Raw genomic sequence first — 14665 nt, 5'->3', positions numbered from 1 at the left:
GTAACACTTCCGTAACACCGCTGTTATCTCGCTACTGGATCGTTACTGATTTGTTACTGCGTCATAAAAAGAAGATGCCGGCAAACATTGTCAGCGAAGTCGGTTATTGGATAGAAGATGGCGAATTGAAAGGAAGTGCGCTTTATCCTGTTGTGAGCTGTAAAATTCCACCCGTGTTATACTTGCAAATGGTGGACACTGTCCTAAATGCTGTGCAAAAATAATATCGCCTTACAAAATCAGATCATAAAAAGAAGATGCTTGCAAGCAGGTTATCTAATTGCTAAGACAATTCATTTTGTGGCAATATGTTAGGTAAATTCGGCAATCTCGGCTTACACTGTATAATCAATTTCCGAATTTTCCGCCCATCATTCTTTCGATATGTTTCATACCTTGAGGCGTATTAACTTTTTTCAGCATTTTTTTCATTTCTTCAAATTGACGCAACAGGCGATTAATTTCAGTGACACTACGCCCACATCCTTTGGAAATTCGCAAGCGTCTGCTGCCATTTATAATTTCTGGATGCTCTCTCTCCTGCTCTGTCATCGACTGGATAATTGCCTCAATATGTTTTAGTTCCTTATCGTCAATTTTAAGATCGGCGGGAAGTTTATGACCTAAGCCCGGAATCATTTTGATTATTGACTCCAGAGAACCCATCTTTTTTATGCTTTGCAGTTGTTTCAGAAAATCATTGAAAGTAAATTGATTTTTCAGCATTTTGCGGGCAAGTTTTTCTTCTGCCTCCGCATCCATTGCCTCTTCTGCTTTTTCAATGAGCGTTAAAACATCGCCCATACCCAAAATTCGGCTTGCCATACGATCCGGAAAAAAAACTTCCAAATCGCTAACTTTTTCTCCAATGCCTACATACGCCACCGGTTTTCCCGTAACTGCTTTAATTGATAAAGCCGCTCCTCCGCGTGCGTCACCATCCATTTTGGTTAAAATGACGGCATCAAAAGCAAGTTTATCAAAAAATTCCCGGGCAATGGTAACGGCATCCTGACCTGTAGTTGCATCGGCAACAAAAAAGATATAATCTGGCTTAATGTGATTTTTCAGCCGAACCACTTCTTCCATCATCGGTTCATCAATATGTAAACGCCCCGCTGTATCAAAAATAAGCAGATTGACTAATTCCTTGTCTGCCATAGCCAGTGCTGAATCCGCGATTTTAAGCACATTTTTGGTATCTTCGGACACTACGGGAACATTGATTTGCTTACCCAAAATCTTCAATTGGTCAATGGCGGCGGGACGATAAACATCACAGGCAACAAGCATTGGCTTAATATTTTTCTTGCGGTAAAACGCGGCAAGTTTAGCACAGGCGGTGGTTTTTCCTGAGCCCTGTAAGCCAACCAGCATAACTTTAGTAAGACGGTTGTTATAGACCTTGAACTGGAAACCCTCGGTATCCATAAGGTTTACAAGCTGTTCATAAACAATTTTTACAACCTGCTGACCCGGAGTTAGTGATTTCATCACTTCCTCACCCAATGCCCGTTTTTCCACTTCGCTGATGAAATTCTTCACAATTTTAAAATTTACATCTGCTTCCAGCAGCGCCATGCGAACTTCTCGTAAACCAGCTTTGATGTTATCTTCAGTTAAATATCCTTTACCGCGTAAGTTACGAAATATTTTATCCAATCGATCGGAAAGATTTTCAAACATTATTTATCCTTATTGTCATTAAGCATTTTTCAGGGCTGCGATGGCTTGATTATAATCCTCACTCTTAAAAATATAGGAGGCAGAAACCAGAATATCCGCACCTGCTTCTTTAAGCGCTTTCGCATTGGAAGCAGTAATGCCTCCGTCAACTTCTATCAAAAATCGGTAATTGTTCTTTTTCCGCAAATTGAATAAATCCCAAATCTTATAGATGGCAGAAGGGATAAAATCTTGAGCTGCAAAACCAGGATTTACGCTCATTACCAAAACATAATCCAAATCTGGCAAAATTGCTTCCAAAGTCCCTATCGGAGTGGATGGATTTAGTGCCAGACCTGTTTTTATGCCCTTCTCTTTTAAAATTCCTATCAACCGATGACTGTGATAACAGGTCTCCTGATGAAAACTGACCCACTGCACACCCATATTCAATAACAAAGGAATATGAAAATCGGGATTGGTAACCATTAAATGCACATCCAGAGGCAAAGAAGTTAAATTGCGAATGGTTTTTAGCAACGGAAAACCAAAGCTCAAATTGGGCACATAGTGTCCATCCATAATATCTAAATGCAGAATATCCGCACCGGCATTTTCTAAAGCGGTTATCTCGGTGGCAAGATGGCCAAAATCAGCCGCTAACAAAGAAGGGGCTATTTGTGTTTTTTGCATTTGCGTTTCGGACTGCTGATGAGAAAAACAATCTCAGCAATCTCCTCCTTGTAAATGGATTTGTATTTGGAAATTATTTCATCTTTAATCAAAATCAGTTCCTGCATCCAAGTATTATTCTGCACTGCTACGAAAAGAACTCCGTTTTCCAACTTTTCGGGATACGATTTGGAAGCTAAAAGCTCACCTACAACTTCCTTCCAATAAAGAAATATGTGGATGAAAGACCTGTATTTATCGCCTCCCAGCCGATACATTAGCTCTTCTGATAATTGAGATATGGAACTGAAAGCCATTAGATAAATAAAAGCTCTTCACCGGTAAATTGAAAAACCGGTGAAGAGGATAATTTTGATTTTGATAGCTTATTCTTGGTTGGTAATCAATCCGTAACCACTGTATGCCAGAATCAAAGCAATCAAAGCTACATAATATACGGAACCGATACCAATTGTGGTTTTTTCTACCCTGCTCATAAATAATCCAGGAAGAATCGCCGCTACCAAGTATAAAATATAGCCAAGGATTCTGTTATTCTTATTGCTTCCCCGCTGATTGATAAAATAAACGGCAAACAGAGTTAAAGCAACAAAAACAATGGTGATTCCTATCACGATTGCTGCAACTAAACCTTTGGATACTGCCTCCGGCAAAGCTACTAAATTAGTAAACAAAACAATAACCGGTGGTGTTATTAAAGATAAAACCAGCAAAATGATGCCAAACACTTTTCTAAAAGTGCCTGATGTCTGTTTAACTGCTTCAAAATGGCGTTGACGCTTTCGGGTAAGATAAAACATAATAGCTATTACCACTAAAAAAAAGACACCATAAGCAACAATCATAATAGGTCTGCCGCTAACCATTCCCAGAAGGGAAAGAACCAGGACAAATATGCACAATGTTAATATTTGCCTGATATTATACCATTTATCAGACATTAAAACCTCCCGGTTTTATTCTTGTTCCGCCTCAATGGAAATATTGAGCGAACAAATTATATCTTTATGCAAACGCACTGGCAAAGTGAATTCGCCCAGTTCTTTAAAATGCTTGTCCATTGCCAAAGAGTCCTTTTGAACCGCTAATCCAAGTTCCTGTAAACTATGGACGATATCCATTTCGGAAACTGAACCGAACATACTACCGCTTTCATCAATTTTGCGTTTGAAAACCAATTTTGTATTATCTATTTTTTCGGCAAGATTTTTTAATTCGGCAAGCATTTTCTGCTCTTCATCAGCCAGTTTGTTTTGAATAACGGTTAGGTTTTTCATATTGGCGGGAGTAGCATAAATTGCAAATTTGCGGGGAATTAAATAATTTCTGGCAAAGCCCCGTTTCACATTAACGACTTCACCCTGCTTCCCGACTTTTTCAATCGTTTTCAGCATAATAATTTTCATACTGCATTTCCTCCAGAAGTAAAATTTCTTTTCGTATGCCACATATTGGCAAAGCCCAATAAAACAAGTAAAATATTGGCATAGAGAACGATAATTATCATAATAATGCCGCTTATAATCCGGTTAGCAAAAATTAAACCCAATCGATGCCAAACCAATGCCGCTCCCTGAAAAAAGGGAATTAAGCACAAAGATATAATCAAATTAATGAAAAGCACCTTCGTTTGGCTGAATAAATATAGAGGTAACGCCGCTATTATGAGCAAATTATAATATGCGGAAAACCTCAAATTATCTATCCGTTCAGGTATTTGGAGCTGTCTTTCAAAAAACAAATAGCCAATCAGCAAGGCAATTCCTTGAGCAATAATCCAAATGGATGAAATCACTTCTTTCCACATCGGTAACATTTGCCCCATCATCTGTGAATTTAGCACAGCTGGCATTTTGTCTTTAACCATTTGCAAACCCTGCTCAAATAGCTGATCCTGATATGTTCTGAAAAAATAATACCTCAATATGCCCCAGGCAACTATCATTAAATAGGAAACCAAAAAGGCATTATTAAGAATATGATGGTATTGCAATATTAACAGAAATACCAAAACCGGCAACCCGACAGCAAAAATGGCATCCAAACATAATATGCGGGAACTAACTTGCTTGTCTAAAATCAGCATCACAACCGGAACCAGTATAAACAGCAAAAATGCCTGCAGCGGCTTTCTTAAATTCAATTCAGCCGCGCGAGCAATATAAATCATATACACTATTAAAGCCAAAAAAGGACTTAATAGTGACAAAGCTCCAAGGATTAGAGGATATATAGGCATTTACTCTATTACATAAGGAATTAATGCCATCTGACGAGCACGCTTGATTTCCCTGGTTAATTTGCGCTGATGTTTTGCACAGGTACCAGTTAAACGAGCCGCTTCTATTTTTCCTACCTCAGAAACATACTGTTTTAGCATATCCACATTCTTGTAGTCAATCTGTAATTCTTTATTGGCACAGAACTTACAATATTTTTTACGCGAGTATTTCTTTTTTCTATCGTTTGGATTCATTCTTAACTCCTAAAAGGGAACATCATCAGTTGTTGTGTTATGAGGAATGGACTCTTCAGGAGGAAGAGGAACATCCTCGCCGGGAGTTACAGAACCCTCTTCACGAGGTTTCCATTCCAGAGAGTGAAGAGTTTCTACAATAATTTCAGTGGTCTTGCGGTTTTGGTTGTTTTGATCTGTCCAATTACGCGTTTCAATTCTTCCTTCTACAAGAACTGGACTTCCCTTATGAGTTTGATTGGCAATAAATTCAGCCCATTTATTCCATGCTACGCAATCAACCCAACTGGTAACTGTTTGCCACTGTTCAGCTTCATCTTTGTAACGGCGATCGCAGGCAACGACAAAACGGACTACAGGAGTTCCTTTGGGAGTATATTTTAGCTCAATTTCATTGCCGATTCTACCGCAAAAGATACATTTGTTTAAGCGCGGAAGTTTTAAATCTGCCATTTTTTTCTCCTCAATCCTTTGCCACAAAAATGTGACGAATAATGTTTTCGTTAATATTGAACAACGCTTTCCATTTCTTGATTAGCAAGCTGTCCAGTTTAAAATAATCCACGAAGTAATATCCCTCGCGAAACTTCTTGATGGGGTAAGCCAACATTCGCTTTCCCCAAGGGTCAATCTTAATAATCTCGCCGCCGTTATCTGTTACAAAAGACAGTAAACTATCGTTCATTGCCTTTGCTTCTTCTAAACTTAAAGCGGGAGTTAAGATTAGCATTAGTTCATAATCCTTGGTCATTAACTTTCCTCCTTTGGACTTATGATTCCGGAACTTTCTGCTCCGGAACAGGATTTTTTCCATATACTGTATTCATTCAACACAGCATTGAAATCGTATTTTATGTAAATATCAATAAATTTGCCTGCCAATGCCAAAACAGAATTAAGCAATACCTTTTCTTCCGGCAAAAAATCGCTTAAAACATAGTCACGCGGAGCAATGGCTTTGTTTCTGCCAACCCCGATTCTGATTCTTTTCAATTCCTCTGGCGGTATAACTTTCAATAATGATTTAATTCCATTATGTCCACCATCTCCTCCGCCCTGCCGAATTCTGATTTTGGCAATGGGTAATTCTATGTCATCATAAACTACCAGAAATTCGTTTACTTTCCACTTTGCCAATACCTGTTTAACGGCTTCTCCAGAATTGTTCATAAATGTTTTGGGCTTTATTAAAATCACATTTTCCATTACAATATAATCAAAATCTGCCCCTTTGGCAAATTTCTTCTCCCTGCTTTGCGCCCATTGATCTAAACAGATAAAACCCAGGTTATGACGATTGTTGTCATATTCTTTTCCCGGATTTCCCAGTCCGATTATGAGTTTCATATAAAAGCATTATTTTTCAGTATTGGGAGTGGATTGTTCCTCCGGAGTGGAAACAGGAGTGGTTGTTTCACTTACTTCTGCTTTCGGAGGATGAATCGTTACCAAAGTTACATCTCCGTGTTCTTTAACCTGCCAATTACCTGTTGGAATGTCTCTTATATGCAAAGAATCACCAATTTTCAAATTGCTGACATCCAAAGTTAATTCATCCGGAACTTCGTTTGCTTTGCAGGATATCTTTATATGGCGCTGAACAATTTCCATCATTCCGCCTTCTTTAACTCCCATTGATTCTCCAGTGTAATTAATGGGGACTTCAATTTCAATTTGCGTTTCCGCTGCTATCACCATAAAGTCAAGATGCAAAATTTCTCTGGAGACAGGATGCACCTGCTTGTCTTTCAGGATAGTGTGAAATTGTTTACCATCGCAGTCAATGTCCCAAAAACTGACTTCTTCAAAGCTCTTTTTGAACATTTGGTTAAATTCGCCTTTATTAACGCTAATGGGAAGGCAATCCATTTTTGAACCGTATATTACGGCAGGAATCATTCCACTGGCGCGCAAAGTAGTCAGATCTGATTTTTTAACTGTTTCTCTGGGAGTGGTTTTTAGGTTAAATATCATTTATTCCTCCATCTTCTATCTAAATAAGATACTTATTGATTCTTCCTTATGAATTTTTTTAATCGCCATTGCCAGCATTTCAGCAATAGATAACTGTTCAATTTTAGAACAGTTTTGTTTCTCTCCGGTAAGGGGTATTGTATTCGTAATGTAAAGTTTTTCAATCGGAGATGCCTCAAGGTTGGTTATGGCATTACCACTTAAAACACCATGGGTACAAGCTGCAAATATTCTTTTAACTCCTTTATCTACCAATGCGTTAGCCACTTTTATCAAGCTACCGCCTGTATCAATAATATCATCATATAAAATAGCCGTTTTACCGCTTACATCTCCAATAATATTTAGCAGTTCCGCTTTATCTTCATTTCCCGTTCTGCGTTTATCGCCAATCGCCAAGGAACAATTTAAACGTTTTGCCAAAGCTCTTGCTCTGTTTGCTCCTCCCGAATCGGGAGAAACTACCACTACATCGTCCATCGGCATAATATTTTTAAAATGCAGAGCAAAAGTCGGAATCGCATACAAATGATCAACTGGTATATTAAAAAAACCTTGAATCTGGTCTGCATGCAAGTCCACTGTAATAACTCTATGGGCTCCCGCTATCGTAATCAAATCGGCAACCAGCTTTGCCGTAATCGGAACTCGCGGTTGATCTTTCTTATCTGAACGAGCATAAGCATAATAAGGAATCACACAGTTTATCCTATTTGCTGAAGCTCGTTTTAAGGCATCCACCATAATCAGTAAATCCATCAAACTATCATTTACTGGATAACAGGTTGGCTGAATGACAAAAACATCTGATCCGCGCACATTATCGTTGATTTTTACAAACGATTCATCGTTGGAAAATTTGAATAAATCAATATCTGCCAACGGAATACCTGCATATCGAGATACTTCTTCTGCCAAAGGACGATTTGCATTACCTGTGATAAGCTTTAGCTGAGAAAACACTTGTTTCCTTCCCTTTTGTTTCCTTATCCTTGTTATTAAACTTTTTCTCCAAATTATGTCTTTAATCGGGATATTGTTTTTTCTTTCCAAGTATCCCAATAGTAATAATAACTTACTAATTTCCTAAGAGTTATAGCTACCATAACCACTATAATTCATTTTGTCTTGCCAGTTTTTTATAGCTCCCCTTTTTGTCAAAACTTATTTCTCGGAAGCCGATAGATTTCAAGCACTCTTTTAAAGAAAAGGCAGAAGGTGGAAAAACAAAAAAGGGAAACTCTGCCTAAGTAGATTTTTTGTATTTTACAGGTTAATTTAATTCCTGCTTCCATTTAATTTGCTTGCCATAAATTACCCTTCGGATTATATTGTTAAAAAAAAGAGACGGGAGAGAAAATGGCTACTCTTTTCTTTTGTACTGATTGCGGTTTTGAAACCAGTAGATGGAGCGGAAAATGTCCTTCCTGTGGTGCTTGGGGAACAATGAAAGAAACTGAACGCATTACAGGAAAAAATAATAAATCGATGGACACCTTGCCTCGGGCTAAAGCGGAAAGAATTATTGACTTGAAATATGATGATTTTTCCAGAATGCAAACAGGAATCAAGGAATTTGATCTGGTTTTGGGAGGTGGCATCGTAAAAGGAATGGTTATTTTAATTGGAGGCGAACCCGGAATTGGCAAATCCACTTTAATGTTACAGCTTTCGGAATGGGCAGGAAAACAAAATAAAAGAACCCTTTATTGTTCAGGAGAAGAAAGTGCAGAACAAATTCGCTTGCGGAGTAAAAGATTACAGATCTCAAGTGAAAATATTTTTTTGCTGTGCACCAATGATACCGAACAAATTATTGAAACGATGGAAGATACCAAGCCAGATTTGGTAATCGTAGATTCCATTCAGTCCGTTAGCATTCCTTCCATCGATGCTTTTGCCGGAAGCATCAGCCAGCTTAGAGAAAGTACTAACCGTTTACTTAGGACTGCTAAAACTATGGGCATCCCTCTTTTTTTAGTTGGTCATGTTACCAAAGAAGGATTAGTGGCAGGTCCCAAAATATTGGAACATATGGTAGATACAGTTCTTTATTTTGAAGGCGAAATGCGCAGCCAATATAAAATTTTGCGTGCCGTGAAAAATCGTTTCGGCTCCACCAATGAGATCGGACTTTTTGAAATGACTCACCTTGGTTTAGTGGAAGTGCACGATCCCAACCAAATTTTCTTAAGTTACGAGCAACAAGATATCGGAACAGCGATCTCTTGTATAACGGAAGGTAGCCGCAGTTTCATCGTGGAAGTTCAAACCCTGGTTAATACAGCCAATTATGGGACACCCCAAAGAGTTTCCGTAGGGCTGGAACAAAAAAAAATGGCTATGCTACTGGCAGTTTTGGAAAAGAATTTAGCGCTATATTTACGCAGCAGCGATGTTTTTTTAAATTTGACGGGAGGAATCCGCAGCACAGATCCTGCTCTTGATTTGGCTATTTTAGCCGCTCTTATTTCCAGCATAAAAGATAAGCCATTAACTGAAAAAACCGTTTTTATCGGAGAAGTTGGACTAAACGGAGAAGTGCGTCCCGTATCTCAATTGGATAAACGCATCAGTGAAACCATCAAGCTTGGTTATAGCAAAATTTTTGTTTCTCACTATGCAAAAGTGAAAGCCAATCAGAAAGTAATTAAAGTAAAAGATATAAAGGCACTCTTTTCCGCATTGCAATAAAAAAAATTGCTTGTTACCTAAAAATGCTCTATGTTTCCCCTTTCAATATTGCTAACTAATTATCTGATTAACACTTACTTAGAAGTTATAACAAGTGCTACAGGGGAAAACTTGTCTAATTGATTTCAAAGTGGAAAGTTCAAATAAGAAATCTAATTGTTCAATGATCTTGTATCAAAAACAGCTATTTGGAAATAAAAATTATAGCAACAGCTGGCAGAAGAGAAATTTTCCAAATTATGAAAAAATATTTTGCTCTTTCGGAAAATTGCATTATTATATGGAGAGAAGATTATTTATAAAAGGAACTGGAAGTGTGGGTATATTCTACTCTCGCTTGCAGTTGGTGGATAAAACGCAGGATAATTTAAGGTTTCGGATGAAGTTTTATACAAAGAATGATGAGTTTAGGAAATTTTGCGGTGCAACAGAATTTGTTCCGCAAAAGCGGAAGGGAAGGTATTCCGCCACGCTGGATAATTAACTTTCCAAAGGGCGGTTTTGATTCATTTAGGATCAACCGGTTATAATATTTACGAAACAATTAACTAAGGAGAATTAAATGGCTGATTATGCTAACAAGTTCCACGATCTTATCACTCGCTTACAAATGGTATTAAGCGAAATTGATTATGCACAAAAAGCTTGCTTACAGGCAGGACGAATGGAGTGTATGTTATTAAATCATCTTTACAAAACCAATGGTCCCGCCAATATGAATGAACTGGCGAAGGTTCTGAATGTTTCTCACAGTCGTGTAACCAGGATTATGGATAACCTCGTTAACAAACAATTGGTTATGCGCGAACCTTCAGAAGAAGACCGTCGTTGTTGGTATGCCCTGATTACAGAAAAAGGTAAAAAGCTGGCAGCAAACAGCTTGCAGACAGTTTTAGACCAACAGGCGAAAATCCTAAAAAAACTTCCTGAAAAAGATGTTGAATCAGTTTACAAGGCACTGAAACAATATGTAGATAAATACGAGGAAGTTTTGAAAGAGACAATTGAAGGACTATAATGTCCGCCCTCGTTAGAACTGAGTGGTCTGGAGGAATGAAATTCACTGCAGAAGTGGATGGACACCAAATAGTTATGGATGCCGATTCTCAATTTGGAGGCAGCAATGCTGGTCCCAGACCAAAACCATTATTGCTGGCAGCTTTAACTGGGTGTTCAGGAATGGATATTGTATCCCTCCTCAAAAAAATGAAGGTTCAAAATTACAGTTTGGCAATGGATGCTCAGGCAGAAGTAATGTCTGAGCATCCGTCCATATATCGAACAATCACACTTTTTTTTTATTTTCGTGGTGCAAACCTTCCCACCGATAAAATAAAAAAAGCCGTAGATTTATCTTTAAATAAATACTGCCCCGTAAATGCTATGTTAAATAAAGCCGCAGATATCACTGCCAAAATAATAATCAACGATAGGGAGATTAACTGATGAAATGGATTTTTTTACTACTTATTACCACCGTTATTACTATGCTGGGCTGCACTCCTACAGAAAAACCTGTAACCAGCGATGATGTATTAAATAACCCCGAAAAATATGCGAGTGAGGAAGAAGATATGAACCTAAAACCTGGAGAATGGCTAACTGACTGGGATCAGGCATTATCTATGGCAAAAAAACTTAATCACCCAATTTTAGTTGATTTCACCGGTTCCGATTGGTGCATTTGGTGCCAGAAACTGGAAGGTGAGGTCTTCAGTAAGGATAAATTCAAAGATTATGCCAAAAGTAATCTAATCTTATTGAAATTGGATTTCCCTCGTTCCATCCCGCAAACTGACGAAGTGAAGAAAGCAAATCAAGAAAAGATGAAGGAATTTAATGTTGAGGGTTATCCAACCGTTGTGCTCCTAAATACGGAAGGAAAAGAAATAGCCAGAACAGGTTATGTGCCCGGTGGAGCGGAAAAATATGTTCTCCATTTGCAGGACTTGCTGAAACAAGCGACCATTAAATAATTATCTTTCCCAAATTACCCTGTGCTAACAGAAAAAGTTCAGCGCAAGAGCTTATGCTTGAAATGTGCATAGAAATGAGTGTTTGAGCAGGTTTAGGATGAAAAAGGGATTGGAGCGAAGGGCATCTCAGTAAATCAGGATGTATTTCCAGAGCAAGCTTATCTTGAGCTTGGCGCTATAAAATACTTACTTAAGCCCTTACCCGGAGCATTCTTATTTATGACTTCTTCCAGCTATAACGGAAAGTAAGCATTAGCAATTTAGCTATATTGCCTCCCCGTTTTAGGTTATGATAAGTAGGAGCTTACATAAGTTCCGCAATTTTTCTATTTGCTCTAAATAGGACTTATGCCTAACTTAGATGCTTAGCTTGGCTTCTTTTACTTTTGCAATGTATCACTTGCTCCCAGCATCATCTTCTGATGCTCACCTAACAAATCAGTAACGATGCCGTAACGAAATTACTGCAATGTAAGAGATGTGTTACGGCAGCATAAGAGAGTCGTTCAATAAGCTTCTATGTTACAAAGGGTTGGATGTTTAATAATATGCCCAAATTGGGCAAGGAAAGTGATAAAGGAAACAATCCAACCATTGGTTACCGATTTATAAATTAAGAAAAACCAAATAAGGCATTTATCACTTTTTTCATAGACAAATAGAGTAACCTCTTATTTGTTGGTTTCCAAATTGTTAAAAGGACTTGTTTATGAATAGCGATGCGGATAGTCCGCTTTCTAAAATACGAAATATAGGTATAATGGCACATATCGATGCTGGTAAAACGACCACCACGGAACGGATATTGTTTTATTCTGGTTACTTGCATAAAATGGGTGAAGTGCATGATGGAAATACATTTACGGATTGGATGGAACAAGAACGCGAAAGAGGAATTACTATTACTTCGGCAACGGTAACTTGTTATTGGAATGATCGCCAAATAAATATTATCGATACTCCCGGCCATGTAGATTTCACTGCGGAAGTAGAACGCTCGCTAAGAGTTTTAGATGGAGCAATTGGTGTTTTTTGTGGCGTTGGGGGTGTGGAACCACAATCAGAAACTGTTTGGCATCAAGCAAATCGATATCATATTCCGCGTTTGGCTTATGTAAATAAAATGGATAGGATTGGGGCAGATTATTATCATTGTGTGTCAATGATTCGAGAGCGTCTTACCCCTAATGCATATCCAGTAAATATTCCGATCGGCAGAGAAGATAATTTTGAAGGTGTGATAGACCTGCTAACAATGCAGGCATATTATTTTGATCCTTTAACTTGTGGTTTTGAAGTGAAGCACTCTCCCATCCCGGAAAAATATCTGGAATCCGCTTTAGCGATGCGCGAAGAACTTCTGTATAAGGTTAGTGAATTTAGTGAAGAGCTTTTGGAAAAAGTGCTGGAAGGGGATGATATCCCTTTGGATTTGCTGAAAGATGCCATTCGGAAAGGAACGATACAATGTAAGTTAATTCCTGTTTTTTGTGGTAGTTCACTGAAAAATAAAGGAATACAACTTCTTTTAGATGGAATTTGCGATTTTTTGCCCTCGCCATTGGATATTGGTGCAACTCAAGGTTTTGATCCTGTAACACATCAAACCGTAGATATTGCTCCCGATCCGGAAGGTAATCTTGTAGCGATGGCTTTCAAAGTTCAAATAGATAAGTATGTAGGCCGTTTAGTTTACATTCGGGTATATTCTGGAACGCTAAAAAAGGGCTCCTCATTCATAAACCAAAGTAACGGTAAAAAAGAAAGAGCTGCCCGCATTTTACAGATGATGAGCAATCGTAAAAATGATTTGGATTGCCTTCAGGCAGGCGATATAGGTGCCCTTGTCGGTTCTCGTTTTTTAATTACGGGAGATACAATAACCGATGAAACGCAAAATGTTTTGCTCTCCAAAATGCACTTTCCGGATACAGTTATCGCTATGGCGATAGAGCCAAAAACAAAAGCAGATCAAGAAAATCTGGATATTGCCCTCAAGCGTTTGGAAGAAGAAGACCCAACTTTTCAGGTTCATATAGATAAAGACACAGGGCAAACTCTCATTTCAGGAATGGGAGAATTGCACCTGGAAATTATTGTGGATCGATTAAAGCGGGAATTTGGCATTGCCGTTAACCAGGGCAATCCGCAGGTCTCTTATAAAGAAACCATAACTAAAGAAGTCGAAAGTGCTGAGGTCTTCCAACGCGAAATGAATGGCAAAGGAAATTATGCGGCAGTAGAATTTCGCTTAAGTCCCCTTATAATAAAAGACCCCTCCGAGGATGCAAAAAATACATTCATCAATAAAGTAACCGAGGAACAAATTCCCCCTGAATATTGGAAACCGATTGAAGAGGCAGTTTTTAGTGCTCTAAATGATGGTCCTCTAATTAGTGGCAATGTGGAAAAAGTAAACATAGAACTTATCGGAGGAAACTACAATCCGGTGGATTCCAATGAAACGGCTTTTAGAATTGCCACTGGAATAGCTATCGGAAAAGGTCTTAGAGATGCCTCCCCTGTATTGATGGAACCTATAATGCTGATGACGGTTTTGTCTCCGGATGAATTTGCCGGTGATATTTTGAACGATATTAACGCCAAGCGCGGAAAAATAGAAGTTATGCGTCGGCATAATGAATATCAACAAGAAATTGTGGCAGATGTTCCTCTTTCAGAACTTTTTGGCTATGCTACCCGGATTCGTTCCTTAAGCCAAGGAAGAGCCATATACACTCTGGAGTTTAAAAAATACGAGATTTGCCCGGTGCAGGTTCAAAATGCAGTGTTAAAAAGAATTCGCGGTTATGTGGAATAAATGCTTGACATTTTAGATGAATTTAAAATAATAAAAAAAAGAGAGGAGGTAACAAAGATGAATATTGATCTTTCCATTGATGGCAAAGTGGCTAAAATGAAGATTGAAGGCATCTTGAACAGTGAAAATGCCTATCTGCTTCAGGAGAAATTAAATGAAGTTCTAAAGTCCGAGGCAACTCTTCTGGAGCTTGATTTACTTGACTGCAGGAATATTAGTTCTACAGGAATAGGGAAAATTTTGTTGTTTTACAAAGATTTCATTACCAAAGGAGGAGAAATTGAAGTAGTTCGCAGTTCAAATAGTGTATATGAACTGTTCTCAATGTTAAAATTGAATCAATTATTTACGGTTAATTTGGGCTAA

General features: G+C 38.3%; 19 protein-coding genes. 7 read left to right on the top strand and 12 right to left on the bottom strand.

Features of this window, described 5'->3' with window-relative positions:
* The first annotated feature begins 74 nt into the window (after positions 1–74).
* Entirely contained in the window at positions 75–224 is a 150-nt protein-coding gene (locus ABFC98_01490) for a hypothetical protein (GenBank protein ID MEN6444701.1), read from the top strand.
* Positions 225–348: 124 nt separating this feature from the next.
* On the opposite strand, the gene ffh is transcribed toward ABFC98_01490, so the two are convergent.
* The 12 genes from ffh to ABFC98_01430 all read right to left on the bottom strand — a co-directional run bounded on the left by ffh (position 349) and on the right by ABFC98_01430 (position 7771).
* Entirely contained in the window at positions 349–1686 is a 1338-nt protein-coding gene (gene ffh, locus ABFC98_01485) for a signal recognition particle protein (GenBank protein MEN6444700.1), read from the bottom strand.
* A gap of 18 nt (positions 1687–1704) precedes the next feature.
* Entirely contained in the window at positions 1705–2358 is a 654-nt protein-coding gene (rpe, locus tag ABFC98_01480) for a ribulose-phosphate 3-epimerase (protein ID MEN6444699.1), read from the bottom strand.
* Complete coding sequence (locus tag ABFC98_01475; protein ID MEN6444698.1) at positions 2340–2654, bottom strand: DUF721 domain-containing protein; 315 nt, start codon at positions 2652–2654, stop codon at positions 2340–2342. The genes rpe and ABFC98_01475 overlap by 19 nt, the downstream gene beginning before the upstream one ends.
* A 69-nt stretch (positions 2655–2723) precedes the next feature.
* The gene (locus ABFC98_01470; GenBank protein MEN6444697.1) at positions 2724–3299 is read right to left on the bottom strand and encodes a hypothetical protein; all 576 of its coding nucleotides are present in this window, start codon (positions 3297–3299) and stop codon (positions 2724–2726) included.
* Between the two features lie 15 nt (positions 3300–3314).
* The gene (gene rplI / locus ABFC98_01465) at positions 3315–3764 is read right to left on the bottom strand and encodes a 50S ribosomal protein L9 (GenBank protein MEN6444696.1); all 450 of its coding nucleotides are present in this window, start codon (positions 3762–3764) and stop codon (positions 3315–3317) included.
* Positions 3761–4597 (bottom strand): hypothetical protein, encoded by an 837-nt coding sequence (locus tag ABFC98_01460; GenBank protein MEN6444695.1) that lies wholly within the window; start codon positions 4595–4597, stop codon positions 3761–3763. The genes rplI and ABFC98_01460 overlap by 4 nt, the downstream gene beginning before the upstream one ends.
* Complete coding sequence (gene rpsR / locus ABFC98_01455; GenBank protein MEN6444694.1) at positions 4598–4834, bottom strand: 30S ribosomal protein S18; 237 nt, start codon at positions 4832–4834, stop codon at positions 4598–4600.
* A gap of 9 nt (positions 4835–4843) precedes the next feature.
* Positions 4844–5287: a single-stranded DNA-binding protein gene (gene ssb / locus ABFC98_01450; GenBank protein MEN6444693.1), complete on the bottom strand. Its 444-nt coding sequence runs from the start codon at positions 5285–5287 to the stop codon at positions 4844–4846.
* 10 nt (positions 5288–5297) lie between these two features.
* Entirely contained in the window at positions 5298–5585 is a 288-nt protein-coding gene (gene rpsF / locus ABFC98_01445; protein MEN6444692.1) for a 30S ribosomal protein S6, read from the bottom strand.
* Positions 5585–6181 carry an aminoacyl-tRNA hydrolase gene (gene pth / locus ABFC98_01440; protein MEN6444691.1) on the bottom strand — a complete coding sequence of 199 codons (597 nt, stop codon included), beginning with the start codon at positions 6179–6181 and terminating at the stop codon, positions 5585–5587. The genes rpsF and pth overlap by 1 nt, the downstream gene beginning before the upstream one ends.
* 9 nt (positions 6182–6190) lie before the next feature.
* A complete protein-coding gene (locus ABFC98_01435; GenBank protein MEN6444690.1) occupies positions 6191–6808 on the bottom strand; it encodes a 50S ribosomal protein L25 in 618 nt (205 codons plus the stop codon).
* A gap of 15 nt (positions 6809–6823) precedes the next feature.
* Positions 6824–7771, bottom strand: coding sequence for a ribose-phosphate pyrophosphokinase (locus tag ABFC98_01430; GenBank protein ID MEN6444689.1), 948 nt, complete (start codon positions 7769–7771; stop codon positions 6824–6826).
* A 396-nt stretch (positions 7772–8167) separates the two neighbouring features.
* On the opposite strand from ABFC98_01430, the gene radA reads away from it, so the two are divergent.
* From radA to ABFC98_01400, 6 genes are all read left to right on the top strand, one after another.
* On the top strand, positions 8168–9502 hold the full coding sequence (radA, locus tag ABFC98_01425; protein MEN6444688.1) for a DNA repair protein RadA: 1335 nt from the start codon (positions 8168–8170) through the stop codon (positions 9500–9502).
* A 562-nt stretch (positions 9503–10064) separates the two neighbouring features.
* Entirely contained in the window at positions 10065–10520 is a 456-nt protein-coding gene (locus ABFC98_01420; GenBank protein MEN6444687.1) for a MarR family transcriptional regulator, read from the top strand.
* Between the two features lie 35 nt (positions 10521–10555).
* Positions 10556–10948, top strand: coding sequence for an OsmC family protein (locus ABFC98_01415; GenBank protein MEN6444686.1), 393 nt, complete (start codon positions 10556–10558; stop codon positions 10946–10948).
* The gene (locus tag ABFC98_01410) at positions 10948–11478 is read left to right on the top strand and encodes a thioredoxin family protein (GenBank protein MEN6444685.1); all 531 of its coding nucleotides are present in this window, start codon (positions 10948–10950) and stop codon (positions 11476–11478) included. Before ABFC98_01415 ends, ABFC98_01410 begins: the two co-directional genes overlap by 1 nt.
* A gap of 709 nt (positions 11479–12187) precedes the next feature.
* Complete coding sequence (fusA, locus tag ABFC98_01405) at positions 12188–14299, top strand: elongation factor G (protein ID MEN6444684.1); 2112 nt, start codon at positions 12188–12190, stop codon at positions 14297–14299.
* Between the two features lie 57 nt (positions 14300–14356).
* Positions 14357–14665: an STAS domain-containing protein gene (locus ABFC98_01400; GenBank protein ID MEN6444683.1), complete on the top strand. Its 309-nt coding sequence runs from the start codon at positions 14357–14359 to the stop codon at positions 14663–14665.

It is taken from the genome of Candidatus Cloacimonas sp. (genome assembly GCA_039680785.1).
Taxonomy (GTDB): domain Bacteria; phylum Cloacimonadota; class Cloacimonadia; order Cloacimonadales; family Cloacimonadaceae; genus Cloacimonas.
The sequence above is the reverse complement of the archived record's forward strand: the minus strand, read 5'-3'. Positions and strand labels throughout refer to the sequence as shown.